The organism is Pedobacter cryoconitis (assembly GCF_014207135.1).
GTDB lineage: Bacteria > Bacteroidota > Bacteroidia > Sphingobacteriales > Sphingobacteriaceae > Pedobacter > Pedobacter cryoconitis_D.
Window position 1 is genome coordinate 135,539 of the sequence record NZ_JACHCC010000013.1, and the last position, 18,044, is coordinate 153,582.

Below are 18,044 nucleotides of genomic sequence, written 5' to 3' on the forward strand. Positions count from 1 at the left end.
AACCGGAAGTACATCGCTTCCGGTTTTTTTATTTTTACGAACATGGATATTCAGGAAAATATAGTCAATAAGGTTGCTGCCAGTGGTTTAGTTACTTTCAATCTGGAACTCTATTATGATAAAGGGGAACGGGTTGTCTATGATATCAAAGAAAACCTGTTTCATGGTCTGATGCTCAGGGAAAAGGATTTCAGAGAGTTTATCAAAGAACATGACTGGGCATCCTATACCGGTAAGAATGTAGCTGTCATTTGCAGTGCAGATGCCATTGTGCCTACCTGGGCGTATATGTTGCTGGCTAATAAGTTGAAACCTTATGTCAATGAGGTTGTATTTGGTAACCTGGAAACACTGGAAGCTGTTTTGTTCAGTAAAGCACTGGCTAAGGTTGACCTTTCAGTTTATCAGGATGCGCGTGTTGTCGTTAAAGGCTGTGCTGATATTGAGGTTCCTGTATCAGCTTATGTCGAAATCACTACGCTGCTGACACCAGTAGTTAAAAGTATTATGTATGGGGAACCATGTTCCACTGTCCCGATTTTTAAACGAAAGGATTAGGATTTTGGATGAGTTTTTGTTAAGATCGGGTATGAGAAAATTATTTTTGCTGTTAGTGTTTTTGATTACTCTGGTTCATGCCGAAGCTCAGGAATTGCCATTAAAGAAAGAACCCATTTTTAAGGCTGGTGAAGTTTTGCAGTATAAACTGAAATATGGGTTTATCACAGCGGCCGAAGCGACTATAAAGGTGCTGAACTCTGATCTTAAATTTGATAATAATGAAACTTACAGGCTGGTTGTCGATGCAAAGACTTCCGGTACTTTTGATGTATTCTATAAAATAAGGGACCATTATGATTCCTATATAGATAAAACGACACTGACACCTTATTTTTACCAGGAGGATGTAAAGGAAGCAAGTTATACCAGGAAAGATAAAGCCCGGTTTACCCAAGACACGAAAAAGGTAGTTTCCAATAAAGGAACTTTCAATGCAGCGACTACCCAAACCTTCGACCTGGTCTCTGCTTATTATTTTGCCCGCAGTCTGGACATTTCCAGACTCAAAATCGGAGAGAAGTTTAAACTTCATTATTTTCTGGGTGACGGTATTCATCAGCTGGAAATAAAATATGTAGGAAAAGAGGTTGTAAAAAGCAAACTCGGTAATATACGCTGTCTGAAATTCAGCCCCTCTATTGAGCCAGGCAGGATTTTTAGAAAAGACAGTGCTTTGTATCTCTGGATTACTGATGATGGCAACAGGGTGCCTGTAAAGGCTCAGGTAGAGATTATAGTTGGGGCAGTAACCATGGAAATTAAATCAGCTGATGGATTGTTATATCCTTTGGCAAAAGAAAATTAAGAAGATGATAGAAGTACAAAACACACTTATTCATGAAGATGTTATACGCGAGAATTTTGTGTGTAATCTCAATAAGTGTAAAGGAATTTGTTGTGTAGAGGGGGATGCGGGAGCTCCATTGGAAGTTGCAGAAACAGCTATCTTAGCTGAGATTTATCCCAAAATCAAACATATGCTCGCACCTAAGGGTATCGCAGCAATTGAGGAATACGGTACATCGGTGGTAGATGCTGACGGAGATCTGACAACTCCATGCGTAGATGGAAATAAAGAATGTGCGTATGTGACTTTCGAAAATGGAATTACGAAATGTGCCATTGAGAAAGCGCATGAGCAGGGAATTGTAGACTGGCAGAAACCAATTTCCTGTCATTTATATCCCATCCGGATAACCAAATATCCGGAATTTGATGTGCTGAATTACGATCGCTGGCATATTTGTTCAGATGCCTGCGCATTTGGAAGAGAACTTAAAGTACCTGTTTATACTTTTTTAAAAGGACCACTGATCAGAAAATATGGAGCAGACTGGTATGAGGAATTGGAAAATAGTGTAACTTCAACTTTATAACCATAAAAACATAAAATCTTGAAAGGAATAATTTTAGCAGGGGGAAGCGGCACCAGGTTGCACCCTTTAACTCTGGTCATGAGTAAACAAATGATGCCTGTTTACGATAAACCAATGATTTATTATCCGTTGTCAACATTAATGCTGGCCGGAATCAAAGAAATATTAATTATTTCTACTCCTCATGATCTTCCGAATTTTGAAAAACTTTTAGGTGATGGCAGCAGTTTAGGTTGTAAATTCTCTTATGCTGTTCAGCATGAGCCAAATGGTCTTGCGCAGGCTTTTGTAATCGGGGCAGATTTTATCGGAACAGATAAAGTTGCATTGGTACTTGGCGATAATATTTTCTATGGAGATGGGATGGCTAAACTTTTACAGGGCAGTTCTGATCCGGATGGCGGAGTTGTTTTTGCTTATCGTGTATCTGATCCTGAACGTTATGGTGTTGTAGAGTTTGATACAGATAACAAGGCTATATCAATTGAAGAGAAACCGGCAGACCCAAAATCTGATTTTGCAGTTCCTGGTCTCTATTTTTATGATAACAGTGTGGTAGAGATAGCGAAAAACATCAAACCTTCACCTCGTGGTGAGTATGAAATTACTGATGTCAATAAGGTTTATCTTGAGCAAGGTAAACTAAAAGTTGGTGTACTAAGCCGCGGGACTGCATGGCTTGATACCGGAACTTTTGCTTCATTAATGCAGGCTGGGCAGTTTGTACAGGTTATTGAAGAACGTCAGGGACTTAAAATAGGGTGTATTGAAGAGGTAGCCTACAGAATGGGATTTATAGATAAAGAACAACTTCGTAAAATAGCCACACCACTTGTGAAAAGTGGTTACGGAGTTTATCTGTTAAAAATAACAAAATAAAAAATCTAGCTTAAACCATAAACATGAATAATAAATCGCCTGAACTACCCTATATTGGGGTGGATATTGGAGGCTCTCATATTACAGCAGCACATGTAGGTGCTGCTGATTTGAAAGTAATAAAAAGTTCACTGATCAGAGAACGGGTAGCTTCTATGGAAGGTGCAGATGTCATTATTAAATCCTGGGTAGATGCTTTGTCTCCGCTGGTTGAAAATAAAGGTGAGCAAACTACCTATATTGGTATTGCAATGCCTGGACCCTTTGACTATGAAAAGGGGATTTCTTTAATGAAAGGAACTAAGAAATATGACTCTTTATACGGACTTAATGTGCTGGAAATTCTAGCTGAAAAATTAGGTATTCCAACTAGTCATATTCTTTTTCGAAACGATGCTGAATCGTTTTTGCATGGAGAATTGGCCTCTGGGGCCGTTGCTGGAGAGAAAAGGGCACTGGGAATTACTTTAGGAACGGGATTGGGATCTGCCAGTAACTGCCAGGGTAAAACTGTAGATTCTGACCGTGCATTTATTCCGTTTAAAGACAGTATAGCTGAGGAGTATATTTCGACGAGATGGTTCTCTAAAAGATATAAGGAACTGACAGGAGAGGATATTAAAAATGTAGAGTCTTTGCTCGCTACAGCCGAGGAAGGGGTCAAGACACTGATATTCGAAGAATTTGGAATAAACCTGGCTACATTCCTGAATGATTTTATAGCCGAGGAGCAGCCGAATGCCATTGTAATTGGTGGGAACATAGCCAAGACCTGGGATAACTTTATTCCTGTTGTTTTGAAGCACCTGAAGGATAAAAACGTGGTGCTGAAGCAAAGTGTGATGTGGGAAGATGCAGCTTTGGTTGGTGCGGCGTATAGCTGGCAGCAGGCATAAGAAGAATTTTAAGCGTCGTTCCTGATCAGGAACGACGCTTTTTTTTACTGTATGAATAGTGTTTTTGCCCGGATTAAATCGGCTGGTTTGTCTTTTGGGATTTCCAGGAAATAATCCAGTTGCCATTGCTGGGTTTTTTGTGCTTGTTTATTTGTTGTCTGATCCCAGGGTGGGTACACCCTGATCCCTCTCTTCCCATTTTTACTTCCGCTGGATAGTATCCCTTTTTCAACCAGGATATATTCAGGGAAAATAAACTGCCCGAAATGTTCATCATTGCGGGTATTGATAATATAAAAAGCAAAATCATCTTTCAGGTCAAAGGGCCGGGTAATTCCACCTTCATTTCGCTTCCATAAAGTCACAAACTGCCCCGTTTTAGCCGGAGTGATTTTTGCTACACGCCAGACTACTGGTAAAGCGTTTATTTCAAAAATACCCGCCCCGTAACCGGCGCTTTCAGACTCTGGTCTTAGTGGTGTATAACTGAAACCGCAGTTTTTGTAAACCAATTCACTGGCAATTAGAAAATCTCTTTGAATGATTTGCATTATATCGCTTTGGTAGCCTCTTTCAGCCAGTCACTCTCTTCCTGACTTAACCTCGGGTTTAGTTTTTCAAAAACTTCAGCATTATAAGCATTCAGCCAGTTGATTTCTGATTGATCCAGTAGTTCTTTTTTAACAATGGTGGTGCTGATCGGCGCAATAGTCAGGGTTTCGAAACCGTAGAACTCATTGAATTCGTTCGTTTCTACAGTAATCGTCCGGACAAGGTTTTCAATGCGGATACCATGTCTTCCCGGGCGGTATATCCCAGGTTCTATAGAGGTAATCATACCTAATTCTACTGCTACCGGAGTATTGGTTGGATTAAATACCTGAGGTCCCTCATGAACGTTCAGGAAGTAACCTACACCGTGACCTGTACCGTGTCCGTAGTTAATGGCGTAATCCCATAATGGTCTTCTGGTAATCGCATCAATCTGGTAACCGCAGGTGCCTTTAGGGAACTTGGCTTTACAACCGTCTATCATCCCTTTGAGTACAAGTGTATAATCAGTTTCTTCCTGTTCAGTGGTAATACCCATCGGAATAGTACGGGTAATGTCGGTTGTACCGTAAAAATACTGACCTCCCGAATCAACCAGGAACAAACTTTCAGGAATTACTTCTGCATCGCTTTCTGCAGAGGCCGAATAGTGTGGCAAGGCCCCATGAGCTCTGTAGGCGCTGATCGTATTAAAACTGTCTCCAACAAAACCTTCCTGTGCTGATCTGTATTTGCGTAGTTGTGCAGCTGCAGAAAGTTCAGTGATTTTTACCTGACCAATATTTTCTGACAGCCATTTTAAAAACTGAGTGATCGCAACACCGTCTTTCAGCATAGCTTCAGCAGTGTTTCTTAATTCAGTTTCATTTTTTATGGCTTTCAGATTAGTTGAAGGGTTGATTTCTTTAATGATTCTTACCGATGCGGGGATCAGCTTAGCATAGGCATAGCAGTTACGTTTAGGATCTATCAGGATGGAGCTGTCAGGTGAGATTTGTGTCAGCGTACGCTCTATCTCTTCATAAGGTAATACCTCAACACCGCTTTTCAGCAAGGTCAGTTTTTCAGCTTCTGTCAGTTTGGATGGATTAATAAACAAGGTTGCATGATCCTGATTAATTAAAGCGAATCCTAATACCACTGGATTATAGCTTACATCTTTCCCGCGGATATTAAAAATCCATGCGATGTCGTCCAGGGAAGAAACCAGGTGATGGTCTGCCTGATGACTGGCCATTGCTGCTCTTATTGTTTTGAGCTTACTGCTCACAGTTTCTCCGATATGTTCGTCTGCAATCAGAAATGCAGGGTCAGCTGGTAGTTCCGGACGGTTTTCCCAGATCGGGCTCAGATAGTCTTTATTGACTAGCTGAATGCCGCTGGAAGAGAATTGTTGTGTAAGTAAATCACCCAGTAATACCGAGAGCAATTTTTCATTAGTTGCAACAGTAGCCCCTTTTTCCAGTTTTTCATTTAACCATTGTATATATTCTGGTGCATGCTGAACTTTTTGTCTGACCAGTTCAAAACCACTACCTTTCAGCTGTTCCGGGCCTTGTTCAAAATATCTGAAATCAGTCCACAGGCCAGCAAAGTCGGCTGTGATAACCAAGGTGCCGGCAGAACCGGTAAATCCTGAAGTAAAAGGGATACATTTATAATGTTTTGGCAGGTACTCACTGATATGAGGATCAGCAGAAGGAATAATATAGGCCTGTACATTATCGGCCTTCATTTGTTTACGTATTTCGCGCAGTTTATCCTGGTATGTCATATGCAAATATTTGAATAGAATTTGATGACCAAATCTAAGTAATTTATTTACACCTCCCGAATAAAGGATTTTTGATGCTGCATACCTGAAAAAAATATTTCACATTTTTTTGATCAATAGCAACAAAAACACGCTGTTATAGGAGTTTTAATTTATCTTTGGGGTCGAGGAGAAGAATATGGGATTGAAAATGCGTATAACGTATGGAGACACAGATTATGTGTACGAAATTATAAATGGTGCTGCAATAAATAAGGAAACTACCGAGTTAAAAATAATTTTAAATGGGCAGCCAATAACTTTATTGAAAAATGTGAGCCAGGTATGGATGCAGCAGGAAAGTGAATTTACCATTGAACCTGATCTTGCCCAGGCTTTAGGGAGATCAGTATCCTTACGTTACCGGATGTAAACACCGGGACATAAAGATCATTTAAATGTTTTTTGTCATATCAGCATAAATTTTGCGGGACAAGCTTCTCTAAGCAGCAGCAATAAACCCCGGACTGGGATTTTGTTGTTAACTTAGATTAAATGATAAAGGATTCTTTTAACCGGGTGCATAATTACTTACGGATATCTCTTACAGATAACTGTAATCTCCGTTGCTTCTATTGTATGCCCGACGAGAATTATGAGTTTACCCAGGCCTCAAAGCTGATGCAGGCCGGGGAAATTGAAAAACTTGCTACCCTGTTCGTTAGTGAAGGGGTTAATAAAATCAGACTTACGGGAGGAGAACCTCTTGTCCGTAAAGATGCAGCACAAATCATCTTATCTCTCTCCAGATTACCTGTAGAACTTTCTTTGACTACCAATGGTGTGCGTTTGCATGATTTTATAGATGTCCTGCTGGAATCTAAAATTAAAAGCATCAATATCAGCCTGGATACATTGGATGCCGATAAATTTAAAATTGTTACCAGAAGAGATCTTTTTCAGCAGGTCAGGGCTAATATTGATCTTTTGCTGAAGCATGATATCAAAGTCAAGATTAATGTGGTCATGATGAAAGAATTCAATGATACTGAGATCCTTGATTTTATTGCCTGGACAAAGGATGAGCCTGTAGAGATCAGGTTCATAGAATTTATGCCTTTTGAAGGGAACCGCTGGACAGGTAATAAAGTGATATCCCTCGAAGAAATTCTGGTTGAGATAACTAAAAAATATACGTTTACTGCGCTTGAGGGTGGTCAGAATGATACCGCTAAACACTACCAGATTACCGGACATGCCGGTACATTCGCAATTATAAGCACCATGACGGCACCATTTTGCGGAACCTGTAACCGGATGCGTTTAACAGCTGATGGTAAACTGAAAAATTGTCTTTTTTCAGTTTCCGAAACAGACTTGCTTGGACCTTTAAGGAGGGGTGAACCTGTTTTGCCTTTAATCCACGAATGTATTGCGCATAAAGCAGCGGCGCTTGGCGGTCAGTTCTCCGGTCTTTTTGAAAATATAATACCCGATACCATTCATAACAGAAGTATGATTACTATCGGTGGTTAACAGTTTAAACTTGTCTCTATGATTTCGGTACACCAGGCCAGACATTTAATACAAGAACAAATTAATGCATTACCAGTTCAGCGGGTATCTCTGAGAGATGCTGCCGGACATATCCTGGGTAATGATATTTATGCCATTACTGATATTCCTGCATTTGAACAATCATCTATGGATGGTTATGCGATCCGTTTCGAGGATCGCGAAAAGAATTTACTGATCAGTGGTGAAATGCAGGCAGGTTCAGTAAATCAATCTGTTTTATTACCCGGTCAGGCTGCACGTATTTTTACAGGAGCTCCCTTACCTGTTCATGCAGATACAGTTGTGATGCAGGAAAAGGTAAAGGTGGAAGCTGGCAGGCTGACTATCCCGGATACACAACTGACCAGGGGGGCCAATGTCAGAAACAAAGGCGCAGAAATAAAAAACGGGGCATTAGCAATGTCAGCGGGCTGCAGGCTGACTCCAGCGGCCATAGGATTCCTGGCTGGCATAGGAAAGACTGAAATTGAGGTTTATCAGCGTCCATCTGTTGGTATCATTGTTACCGGGAAGGAATTACAGCAGCCCGGTAAAGAATTAACTTTTGGCCAGGTATATGAATCAAATTCTTATTCTTTAACGGCGGCTTTAGGGCAGACACAAATCACGGAAATCAGCTATTATAGTGCAGATGACAAACTGGATGAACTGACAGCAGTCTTACAGGAGGCATTGGGGCAACATGAAGTCGTTTTGCTTACAGGGGGGGTTAGTGTAGGTGATTATGATTTTGTGCTGAGAGCAGCAGAGCTGGTGGGCATAACACAGGTTTTTCACCGGGTGAAACAAAAGCCTGGAAAACCATTGTATTTTGGTAAGAAAGGGAATCAGGTGATCTTTGGTCTTCCTGGTAATCCATCTTCTGTACTGAGCTGTTTTTATCAGTATGTGTTACCTGCATTACGCAAGTTATATGGCGATCAGGGAGGACTCCTGTGCCAGGAAGCCATCTTAACCCATGGATATTCAAAAAATGCAGGTCTGACGCATTTTTTGAAGGCCCATTTTGAAAATGGAAATGTTACACCTTTAAATGCACAGGAATCCTTTAGAATGAGTTCTTTTGCACAAGCGAATTGTATGATTGAACTACCAGAGGAAGAAACTACATTTGATGCAGGAAAAAAAATGATTATTCATCTTTTTCCTGATTAAGGCTTTAATATTATAATGAACATAGAGGTTTTATTATTTGGACGGCTTGCTGAACTTTTGGGATCTGAACGTCTTCATCTGGAAGCGGTTGCAGATACAGATGCTGTATGCAGTCAATTGGAAGGATTATGTCCGGCACTAAAACAACTGAATTATCAGATCGCTGTTAATCATATGATTATTCATGATAATCAATGGTTAACAGACGGGATGACTGTTGCTTTAATGCCGCCATTTTCGGGAGGGTAAAATGAATATAAAAGGAGAAGCCCGTTATCAGCGGCAAATGTTACTGAAGGATTTTGGACGTACCGGTCAGGAAAAGCTCTTCCAGGCAAAAGTACTTGTCATAGGTGCCGGTGGACTGGGCTGTCCTGTTTTACAGTATCTGGCAGCTGCGGGGATAGGAACATTAGGTATCGTAGATCATGATGTGGTTGAACTGAGTAATCTGCACCGGCAGATTTTATATTCTGTTGCTAATGTAGGTTCGCTCAAAGTTAACTGTGCGGCAGAGAGATTGCGGGAATTCAATCCGGATATTACAATTCTGACCTATCCGGTACAGTTGAATAACCAGAATGCACTATCAATTCTGAGTGAATTTGATATCGTCATTGACGGATCGGACAATTTTCCGACCAGGTATATGATCAATGATGCCTGTGTGTTGTTAAATAAACCTTTGGTTTATGGGGCATTGTCTGAAACCGAAGGACAGGTGTCTGTTTTTAATGTAGCTGATGAGTCTGGTATAAAGGTAAATTACAGGGATGTTTTTCCTGCGGCTCCCCAGCCGGGTGAAGTGCTGAACTGTTCTGAAGCAGGAGTTTTAGGGGTTTTACCGGGAATTATTGGGATGATGCAGGCTAATGAAGCGATTAAATTAATTTCAGGAACAGGAGAGACATTATACAATCAGCTGATGATTTATAATCTGTATACCAGCCAGACCTATAAAATCAAACTCTCACCAGGTGATCCGAACTTAACTGATTTGCCTTCGGATATACCGTCATTTATGAAGATGGACTATAACTGGTTTTGCGGGATAAGGACGCTGAACAGGGAACTGAAAGAAATGGGACCGGACGAGTTTCATCAGGTTTTGCAGGAGGACAGTTTTACAATCATTGATGTACGGGAACCGGGAGAACTCCCCGCGGCATCTGGTTTTGAGTATATCAGTCTTCCTCTATCTGAATTAAAACGTGAAATTCCGCTGATTAAAGGAGATAAGGTTATCCTGTTCTGTCATTCGGGAATCCGAAGTATAGTTGCAGGAGAGTTATTACTGGAAGCTTATCCTGAAAAGGAATTTTACAGTCTGAAGGGTGGAATTTTACGGATGAAATCATAACCTGATGAAGGAAAGAAAGCTTAAAAATATATTTGTCAATGGTGCAGTCTCTGCTCAGTTTATTGCAGAAAGCATTGAAAAACATCAGCATAGTACAACGATCGGTGCGCACAGTATTTTTTTAGGTCAGGTGCGTGCTGATGAGATTGGAGAAGAACGGGTTGCCGGGATCAATTATACAGCTTATGAAGAAATGGCCCTAAAAAAAATGGATGAAATGCGGGAAGCCATTTTTGAGAAGTATGCGCTTAGCTGTTTACATGTGCATCACAGTCTGGGGCTGGTACCGGCCGGGCAGGTCTGTCTTTTTGTGTTCTGCTCTTCCCCACACCGTAAAGCAGCAATGGAGGCCTGTGATGAACTGGTAGAGCGGATTAAAGCTGAACTCCCTGTCTGGGGCAAGGAAATTCTGACAAATGAAGCTCATCAATGGAAGGAAAATAAATAATGGTCAATATCACAGCTAAACAACACACACTTAGAAAAGCAATTGCTACGGCAAAACTGAAAGTTTCGGACAAGCGGACTATTGAAGCTATTCTTCAAAAAAAGGTGCCTAAGGGTGATGTTTTTGAGTTTTCGCGAGCTGCAGGTTTATTCGCGGTAAAAAAAACAAGTGATGTTATCCCGGATTGTCACCCACTGCCTATAGAATATACCGCGATCTCCCATGAAATTGACGGATTGTACATTATCATTCGCGTAGAGGTACATACTATTTACAAGACTGGGGTAGAAGTAGAGGCTATGCATGGTGCTTCGGTTACTGCACTGACTATTTATGATATGCTTAAACCTATAGACAAAGGGATTGAAATTGAGAATATTCGTCTTGAACATAAATCCGGGGGGAAAAGCCAGTACAAGGCTGATGAACAGGATCAGTTTAAATGTGCAGTGATTGTTTGTTCAGACAGTGTCAGCGCAGGTGAAAAACAAGACGGTTCAGGTAAAGCGATTATACAGAAGCTGGAGCAGTATAAAATAGAAACCAATTATTATGATATTGTTCCTGATGATTTTGAACAGATTCAGCAAAAAACACTATCGCTGGTGGATCAGCAATTTGATTTGTTGATTTTTACTGGTGGTACTGGTTTATCTCCAAGGGATGTGACCCCGGATGCCATCGCAGCACTGCTGGAGAGAGAAATTCCGGGAATGATGGAAAACGCAAGGAGTTATGGACAGGCACGTACCCCTTATGCGATGTTGTCCAGAGGTGTTGCCGGGTTTATTCAATCGACGCTCGTTATCACTTTACCTGGTTCAGTAAAAGGAGCAGAAGAAAGTATGGATGCTTTATTTCCTGCGGTTTTACACGTATTTAAAGTAAAAGATGGTGCAAAACACGACTAGTTTTACACCATCTGAGTTTTATTCGTATCTCAGGGCTTCAATCGGGTCGAGACGAGAGGCTTTTAAGGCTGGATAATAACCGAAAAATATACCTGTAACTGCGCAGACCACAAATGAGATTACGATTGAAAACTCTGAGATGACCGTTGGCCAGTTCAACATTTTGGGGACGATTATAGCTGCTGAAACACCAATGACCACACCGATTACCCCGCCGGTAATACTGATCATGACCGCCTCGATCAGAAACTGAAGGAGGATGTCGATCCCCCTGGCTCCAATAGACATTCTCAGTCCTATTTCGCGTGTTCTTTCTGTAACCGAAACATACATTATATTCATGATGCCAATCCCGCCGATTACCAGTGAAATACTGGCTACAGCAGTGAGCAATGCAGTCATCATACTACTTGTAGAATTCATCATTGTCATTAATTCTGCTTGTGTCCTGACCTGGAAATCATTATCCTGATTGTCTCTTAAACGGTGGCTTTCTCTTAAAATGGCACTGATTTCTGTAACTGCAATATCTGAAGCCCCTTCGTTAATTGCTGAGGCATAGATGCTCCCGAAATAAATAGTGGAAGTAATCCTTTTCTGTACGGTTGTATAAGGGGCGATGATCAAGTCATCCTGATCCTGTCCGAAATTACTGTAACCTTTAGGAACCAGTACCCCTATAATCTGAAAAGGGATATTGCCAAAACGGATGACTTTTCCAATTGGATCTTCTCCGCCAGGGAAAAGATTGTCGACTACGGTCTTTCCCAGCAGACAGACCTTTGCAGAAGCCCGTACATCCTGATCGGAAAACATAATTCCATCCTTAATCACCAGTTTACGGATGTCCATATATTCCGGACTGACCCCCTGAATATTGGTTGGCCAGTTACTGGCTCCGTTGATCGCCTGTCCGCTGGAAGAGGCCAGCGGTGAAATGATGGAGATATCGGGTGCATCTTTTCTCATGGCATCAACATCTTTCATGGTTAAAGTTTTGAAGCTGCTTCCACCCAGTCTTGCACCGCCGGGTTCGTTACTATATGGGGTGATGGTAATCATATTAGAACCCATACTAGCCAGGGAAGCATTGATACTTTCCTTAGAACCTTCACCAATGGACATCATTGTGATTACTGAAGCTACACCTATAATAATACCCAGCATAGTCAATAAGGCACGTAATTTATTGCGTTGCAAAGCTCTGATAGCTAATCTGATTAAATTGAGGAGTTTCATGGTAGCTGATTTAGTAGTCGTCTGCAGCTGGTAACGAAGCCAGAGCCTCTTTTGCTGAACGATTGTTGGTATTCATGGAATCTTTCTGAACTCTTCCATCCTTCAGGGTAATTGTTCTGCTGCTGAAACCGGCGATATCCGGTTCGTGCGTAACAAACACAATTGTTCTGCCGTTCTGGTTCAGGTCTTGCATGAGGGACATAATCTCGTACGATGTACGGGTATCCAGGTTTCCGGTCGCTTCATCTGCGAGAATCATTACTGGTTCGTTAACTAATGCCCTGGCAATAGCCACACGCTGTTGCTGTCCGCCTGAAAGTTGATTTGGTGTGTGGTCAAACCTGCCGTCCAGTTTAACTGCCTGAAGAGCGGCAATAGCTCTTTCTTTTCTCTCTTTTGTACTGACTGTGGGGTTATAAAGCAAAGGTAGTTCTACGTTTTCCAGTGCTGTAGTCCTGGGCAGTAAATTGTAGGCCTGGAAAACGAAACCAATCTTTCTGTTTCTCAATTTAGCCAGTTCGTCTCTGGAGAGCTCTTTGATATTCACCTTATCGAGCATGTAAATGCCATCTGTCGGTTTATCCAGGCAGCCGAGCATATTGAGTAAAGTGGTTTTCCCGGAGCCGCTGCTTCCCATAATGGTGACGAATTCTCCTGAATTAACTTCAAATGAAACACCTTTTAGTGCTCTTACAATTTCAGTACCCATCGTAAATTCACGCTTTACGTTCAGGATCTCTAGGATTTTGTTGCTCATCGTTTTTTTCCTCCTGGTCTGGTTGGCATAAACGGACTTTTTACTGCCGCTGCATTGGCTGCTGCTGCACTTTCCATTCCGGTAATAACCACATCATTTGTACTTAAACCATCCAGTACCTGTACATGGTTATTATCATTCAGGCCGGTTTTTATTTTTTTCTGTACCAGCTTATTCCCTTGCAGTAACCATACATAGCTATCAGGTACTTTCACTGTTTCAGCTTTTATTGAACCCGGGGTTTTAGGCTTCATCGCATTTTTGTTGCCCACCTTAGCTTCTTTTTTCTTTTCGGGAGCAGGGACAATCTGATATTGTTTCTTCAGGCTGGAGTCAGGATTAAACTTGATAGCCTGTACAGATATCAGTGAGGCGTCACTTATCTCTTTGGTATAGATCACAATATTAGCTGTCATTCCAGGCTTTAGTTTCTTGTCATCATTGGGGGCGTCAATCAGCGTTGCATAAGTCACTACGTTTGCCGAAATAGAAGGTTGTAACCGGATTTCTTTCACAGTTCCGTTAAAAGTATCGTTAATAAAAGCATCCACGGTAAAACTGGCTCTCAGCCCTTTGACTACATTACCTATGTCGGCTTCATCTACCTTAGCCTGTACCTGCATTTTGGTAATATCCTTGGCTATCGTAAAGATTGTTGGTGTATTGAAACTTGCAGCCACGGTCTGGCCGATATTAACGCTCCTGCCCAATACAACCCCATCGATAGGCGAGTAGATCTGGGTAAAGGATAAGTTTCTTTCCGCGGCACGTAACTGTGCCTGTGCGCTATTGACATTAGCTTTGGCTACCTGATAGGTGTTGAGGGCAATATCATAATCAGCCTTACTGATAGATCCTGTTTCGAAAAGTTGTTTCTGACGGTTAAAGTTCGCTGCCTGGTAAGCCTGATTACTTTGTGCCTGTACGAGCCCGGCTTTAGCCTGATCGACTGTTGCCATAATCAGTGTTTTATCCAGTTCAGCAAGCAGCTGCCCTTTTTTTACGACAGAATTGAAATCTGCATATAAGGCAGAGACTGTTCCGGATACCTGGGTACCTACAATTACAGTATCTACTGGTTGTATTGTTCCGGTCGCAGTCACACTGGTAGAAATTGCCCCTTTACTCAGTGTTTCTGTTGTTAATACAACGGGTTTATCCTTATTCCTTAGAAAGAAATACCAAACCAGACCAGCTAAAACAATTACTGAGGCTATGATTAAGATTGTTTTTTTAGACTTCATGACTTATAGTTTAATGGGTATTCCAAGATAAAATTCATAGATTCTTTCGGCCAGGGCAGCGTTATATTTGGCTTGTATATAAGCCTGCATGGCCTGCACATAGAGATTTCTCTGCTGATAAAAGTTAACAAGATTGACCGAACCAATTTTTAGCTCCTGCGTAGCTATCCGGTAGACTTCGGTATTATACTTTAACTGTTCAATAGCAGATACAAACTGATTCTGTGAATTCTGGGCCGTGATATAAGCTTTCTCCGTAGTTAGTGCCAGCGTAGTTTTCGTGTTTTCAAGAGCCAGCTGAGATTGTGCAACTTCTATCTTCGCCTTTGCGACATTGGTTTTATTCTGTCTGTTCGTAAAAATAGGGATAGAAAGAGTTAAGCCTGCCTGTTGATAAAAGTTGTTGTCAAACTGCCTGAATGCATTATAGGTGGGGTCGTTGGCATAACTTGTACCAATTCCGGCACCCAGGGTTAAAGTCGGCAGATAACCGGATTTTGCTTTATCGAGGTCAAAACCTGATATCCGTACTGCCAGTTCAGCATTTTTAACTTCGGGACGGTTCTGTAAAGCATACTGTTGTACAGTTTGCAGGTCTGGTATGCGCTGATCAGAGATTACGGTATCTGGTTTAACAATGTCAAAATCGTGTGTTGCGGGTAACTGTAACAATTGTTTCAGGGTTATTTTATCCTGACGTTCGGCATTTTGAGCCGCTGTAAGATTATACTTGTCACCGGCAAGCTGGGCCTGGAACTGGGCAACATCTTTTTTTGCCGACGAACCAACATCGTAACTACGTTGTGTCTGCCCCAGTTGTGCGGTTGAAGTTTTAACAAGGTCCTGATTGTAGATAATACTTTCCTTGTCGACAAGGATACTCAGATAAGCTTGTGTAATCTGTAAAGTAATATCATTCTCACTTGTCAGAACAGCATAATTGGCCGACTGAACGGAAAGGTCTTTTTGTTTGATATCAGTTTTCAGATAACCTGCTCTGTATAAGGTCCAGGTTGAACTTAATCCATAGGCTCCGGAATAGTTAATGGCATTTGTTGTACCAGAAGTATTCAGGTTATAGTGATTAAAGGATTGTGAGGCAGAACCAGAGAGATTTGGCAACAAAGCCGATTTCGATTGTAAAAGGTCTTGTTTTGAGCTTTCCGTAGTCAGTCTCAGTGTTTTTAACTGAATGTTATTCTGCTTTGCATATTGAAGACAGGTTGCCAGGTCCCAGAGTACCGGAACAGGCTTAGCTGTAGTATCCTGGCCATACCCCTTCAAAGAGGAGAATCCCAGAAATAAGAGGAGCAGATTTTTAATGGTTAATTGTGACATATAGCTGAGTATAAAAATCCGGTTTAACAGATCTAATTAACGCTTATTTACAAGGTTAAAAAAACATAATCGACTGGAGGAGAAAACATACCGACAAAGAACAGTTTCTGGACGACGGAAAGATTTGCACCTAAGCCCTAAGGTTGATTACCTTGTCCATCATTAAATATACTTAAATTTCTGATTAGATGAACCCGGTTAAAAGCAGATCTTATATTACCATACTTCTCCATTTGTTATTGTGGATGCTGTTTGCTTTTGTGCTGTTTTTTTATATTCCTTTATCCTGGAATATTGTGATACCGCCACAGTTCTGGGTCAAGCAATTTGTGATATTGTTTATCCTCATGTTTGTGTTTTATCTCAACAGTTATGTCCTTGTTCCCAGGTTATTATTGAAGGATAAGATCATGACATTTGTAGTTACTATGGTCATTATCTCGGTTGTTACAGGTTTGTTAACCAAAACACTGGATAATGCGTTGCATTTACCCGCGTTGCTGGATAAAGCATTTAAGGGAGGAGGAGGAATAAAGTTTCAGCGCCGGCAGGATAAACTTGATATCTTTCTGGCGATGTTAACCCTTTTTATTTTTGGTATCAGCACAAGTGTCACCATGATTTTGAAGTGGCAGTCTGATAAACAACTAAGAGAGGCCCTCGAAAAAGAGAAGATAGGTTCGGAGCTGTCCTTTTTAAAGGCACAGATTAATCCTCATTTCTTCTTTAATACACTGAATAATATTTATGCTTTGACACATGTGGATGTAGAAAACTCGCGCAAAGCACTACATAAATTATCGAGAATGATGCGTTACCTTTTATATGATACGCAGGCTGGAAGTACACCTTTGAGTAAGGAAGTGTCTTTTATTGTGGATTATATTGAACTAATGAAGCTTCGTCTGAATGATACGACTAAAGTGACTTTTGAAGGCCCTCTGATTAACAATGATATACAGATTGCGCCTATGTTATTTCTTCCTTATATAGAAAATGCCTTTAAACACGGGGTAAGTTCAGTGAAACCTTCGGTGATTGCTATAGAGCTGAGCATGGAGGATAATACACTGGATATGACAGTGCGGAATTCGATTTTTGCCGAAAACGCAGAAATTGCGGATAATTATGGCGGAATAGGCCTGACTAACACCAAAAGACGACTGGATCTGTTGTATCCGGGAAAACATACTTTTTCAGCTGAAAAAGCTGAAGATACGAATGAGTTTATTGTTCATTTAACCTTAGTACTTGATGATATTGAATTGCATAGCAGTAGACGATGAGCCTCTAGCCCTTGGGCTGGTGTGCAGTTTTATTGAACAAACCCCGTTTCTTAATTTAGTAGGGAGTTTTTCGAGTGGGGTAAAAGCCCTGACATTGATCCATGAACAGCAGATAGATCTGATCTTTCTGGATATTCAAATGCCTGACCTGACGGGTATTCAGTTAGCAAGAATTCTGGACAGGCAGCCCGGCAGTAGCGGGCCAAGGGTTATATTTACAACCGCCTTTAATAATTTTGCGCTGGAAGGATATAAGGTTGACGCATTGGATTATTTGCTGAAGCCATTTAATTACGAAGAGTTCCTGATTGCTGCAAACAAAGGAAGGGCTTATGCTGAATTAGTCAGGCCCATACAGGCCCCGGCTTCGGCTCCTGCGGAACAGGAAGAAGAATATATATTCTTGAAAGTTGAATATCAACTGGTTAAGGTAGCTATTAAAGACATCCTCTATATAGAGGGATTGAAAGACTATGTAAAGGTGTACCTTGAAGAAACTGAGCGCCCCATTCTGACGCTGACCAGTCTGAAGGTCCTGGAGCAAAAACTTTCTTCTAAAATATTTATGCGGGTTCACCGCTCTTATATAGTTTCTCTTGATAAAGTGAATTCTGTAACTAAAAACAGTCTGCATATCGGGGTTCTCAGCATTACTGTCGGAGACCAATACAAAGAAGCATTTAATAGTTATCTAAGTCGCTGGATGTAAGT

General features: G+C 41.2%; 20 protein-coding genes. 14 read left to right on the forward strand and 6 right to left on the reverse strand.

What is annotated here, in order from left to right:
- Positions 1 to 42: 42 nt before the first annotated feature.
- The 5 genes from HDF25_RS22230 to HDF25_RS22250 are packed head-to-tail and all read left to right on the forward strand — an operon-like array spanning position 43 to position 3,712.
- The gene (locus tag HDF25_RS22230) at positions 43 to 558 is read left to right on the forward strand and encodes a DUF2480 family protein (protein ID WP_184628598.1); all 516 of its coding nucleotides are present in this window, start codon (positions 43 to 45) and stop codon (positions 556 to 558) included.
- 31 nt (positions 559 to 589) lie between these two features.
- Complete coding sequence (locus tag HDF25_RS22235; RefSeq protein WP_184628599.1) at positions 590 to 1,366, forward strand: DUF3108 domain-containing protein; 777 nt, start codon at positions 590 to 592, stop codon at positions 1,364 to 1,366.
- Positions 1,367 to 1,370: 4 nt separating this feature from the next.
- Positions 1,371 to 1,937 (forward strand): DUF3109 family protein, encoded by a 567-nt coding sequence (locus tag HDF25_RS22240; protein ID WP_184628600.1) that lies wholly within the window; start codon positions 1,371 to 1,373, stop codon positions 1,935 to 1,937.
- Between the two features lie 18 nt (positions 1,938 to 1,955).
- Positions 1,956 to 2,816 carry a glucose-1-phosphate thymidylyltransferase RfbA gene (gene rfbA / locus HDF25_RS22245; RefSeq protein WP_184628601.1) on the forward strand — a complete coding sequence of 287 codons (861 nt, stop codon included), beginning with the start codon at positions 1,956 to 1,958 and terminating at the stop codon, positions 2,814 to 2,816.
- 23 nt (positions 2,817 to 2,839) lie between these two features.
- Positions 2,840 to 3,712 carry an ROK family protein gene (locus HDF25_RS22250; RefSeq protein WP_184628602.1) on the forward strand — a complete coding sequence of 291 codons (873 nt, stop codon included), beginning with the start codon at positions 2,840 to 2,842 and terminating at the stop codon, positions 3,710 to 3,712.
- Positions 3,713 to 3,756: 44 nt separating this feature from the next.
- On the opposite strand, the gene HDF25_RS22255 is transcribed toward HDF25_RS22250, so the two are convergent.
- Both HDF25_RS22255 and HDF25_RS22260 read right to left on the reverse strand, forming a co-directional pair.
- Entirely contained in the window at positions 3,757 to 4,263 is a 507-nt protein-coding gene (locus HDF25_RS22255; protein ID WP_184628603.1) for a MepB family protein, read from the reverse strand.
- On the reverse strand, positions 4,263 to 6,038 hold the full coding sequence (locus tag HDF25_RS22260; protein WP_184628604.1) for an aminopeptidase P family protein: 1,776 nt from the start codon (positions 6,036 to 6,038) through the stop codon (positions 4,263 to 4,265). Before HDF25_RS22260 ends, HDF25_RS22255 begins: the two co-directional genes overlap by 1 nt.
- 190 nt (positions 6,039 to 6,228) lie before the next feature.
- Between HDF25_RS22260 and HDF25_RS22265 the strand changes: the two genes are divergently transcribed.
- From HDF25_RS22265 to moaCB, 7 genes are all read left to right on the forward strand, one after another.
- Positions 6,229 to 6,450: a hypothetical protein gene (locus HDF25_RS22265; protein WP_260409443.1), complete on the forward strand. Its 222-nt coding sequence runs from the start codon at positions 6,229 to 6,231 to the stop codon at positions 6,448 to 6,450.
- 122 nt (positions 6,451 to 6,572) lie between these two features.
- Complete coding sequence (gene moaA, locus HDF25_RS22270) at positions 6,573 to 7,553, forward strand: GTP 3',8-cyclase MoaA (RefSeq protein ID WP_184628606.1); 981 nt, start codon at positions 6,573 to 6,575, stop codon at positions 7,551 to 7,553.
- An 18-nt stretch (positions 7,554 to 7,571) separates the two neighbouring features.
- Positions 7,572 to 8,750 carry a gephyrin-like molybdotransferase Glp gene (glp, locus tag HDF25_RS22275; RefSeq protein ID WP_184628607.1) on the forward strand — a complete coding sequence of 393 codons (1,179 nt, stop codon included), beginning with the start codon at positions 7,572 to 7,574 and terminating at the stop codon, positions 8,748 to 8,750.
- A 15-nt stretch (positions 8,751 to 8,765) separates the two neighbouring features.
- On the forward strand, positions 8,766 to 8,999 hold the full coding sequence (locus tag HDF25_RS22280; RefSeq protein ID WP_184628608.1) for a MoaD/ThiS family protein: 234 nt from the start codon (positions 8,766 to 8,768) through the stop codon (positions 8,997 to 8,999).
- A gap of 1 nt (position 9,000) precedes the next feature.
- Entirely contained in the window at positions 9,001 to 10,110 is a 1,110-nt protein-coding gene (moeB, locus tag HDF25_RS22285; RefSeq protein ID WP_184628609.1) for a HesA/MoeB/ThiF family protein, read from the forward strand.
- A 4-nt stretch (positions 10,111 to 10,114) separates the two neighbouring features.
- A complete protein-coding gene (locus tag HDF25_RS22290) occupies positions 10,115 to 10,558 on the forward strand; it encodes a molybdopterin synthase catalytic subunit (protein WP_184628610.1) in 444 nt (147 codons plus the stop codon).
- Entirely contained in the window at positions 10,558 to 11,469 is a 912-nt protein-coding gene (moaCB, locus tag HDF25_RS22295; protein WP_184628611.1) for a bifunctional molybdenum cofactor biosynthesis protein MoaC/MoaB, read from the forward strand. Before HDF25_RS22290 ends, moaCB begins: the two co-directional genes overlap by 1 nt.
- An 18-nt stretch (positions 11,470 to 11,487) precedes the next feature.
- Here the strand turns inward: moaCB and HDF25_RS22300 are convergent, their stop codons facing one another.
- Genes HDF25_RS22300 through HDF25_RS22315 form a run of 4 tightly spaced genes read right to left on the reverse strand, consistent with a single transcriptional unit; the run spans position 11,488 to position 16,047 of the window.
- Entirely contained in the window at positions 11,488 to 12,708 is a 1,221-nt protein-coding gene (locus HDF25_RS22300; protein WP_184628612.1) for an ABC transporter permease, read from the reverse strand.
- A gap of 10 nt (positions 12,709 to 12,718) precedes the next feature.
- Positions 12,719 to 13,465, reverse strand: coding sequence for an ABC transporter ATP-binding protein (locus tag HDF25_RS22305; RefSeq protein ID WP_221450998.1), 747 nt, complete (start codon positions 13,463 to 13,465; stop codon positions 12,719 to 12,721).
- Entirely contained in the window at positions 13,462 to 14,709 is a 1,248-nt protein-coding gene (locus HDF25_RS22310; RefSeq protein ID WP_184628613.1) for an efflux RND transporter periplasmic adaptor subunit, read from the reverse strand. Before HDF25_RS22310 ends, HDF25_RS22305 begins: the two co-directional genes overlap by 4 nt.
- A gap of 3 nt (positions 14,710 to 14,712) precedes the next feature.
- Positions 14,713 to 16,047: a TolC family protein gene (locus tag HDF25_RS22315; RefSeq protein WP_184628614.1), complete on the reverse strand. Its 1,335-nt coding sequence runs from the start codon at positions 16,045 to 16,047 to the stop codon at positions 14,713 to 14,715.
- A gap of 188 nt (positions 16,048 to 16,235) precedes the next feature.
- Between HDF25_RS22315 and HDF25_RS22320 the strand changes: the two genes are divergently transcribed.
- Positions 16,236 to 17,333, forward strand: coding sequence for a sensor histidine kinase (locus HDF25_RS22320; RefSeq protein WP_184628615.1), 1,098 nt, complete (start codon positions 16,236 to 16,238; stop codon positions 17,331 to 17,333).
- Positions 17,302 to 18,042: a LytR/AlgR family response regulator transcription factor gene (locus HDF25_RS22325; RefSeq protein ID WP_184628616.1), complete on the forward strand. Its 741-nt coding sequence runs from the start codon at positions 17,302 to 17,304 to the stop codon at positions 18,040 to 18,042. The genes HDF25_RS22320 and HDF25_RS22325 overlap by 32 nt, the downstream gene beginning before the upstream one ends.
- The last annotated feature ends 2 nt before the right edge of the window (positions 18,043 to 18,044 follow it).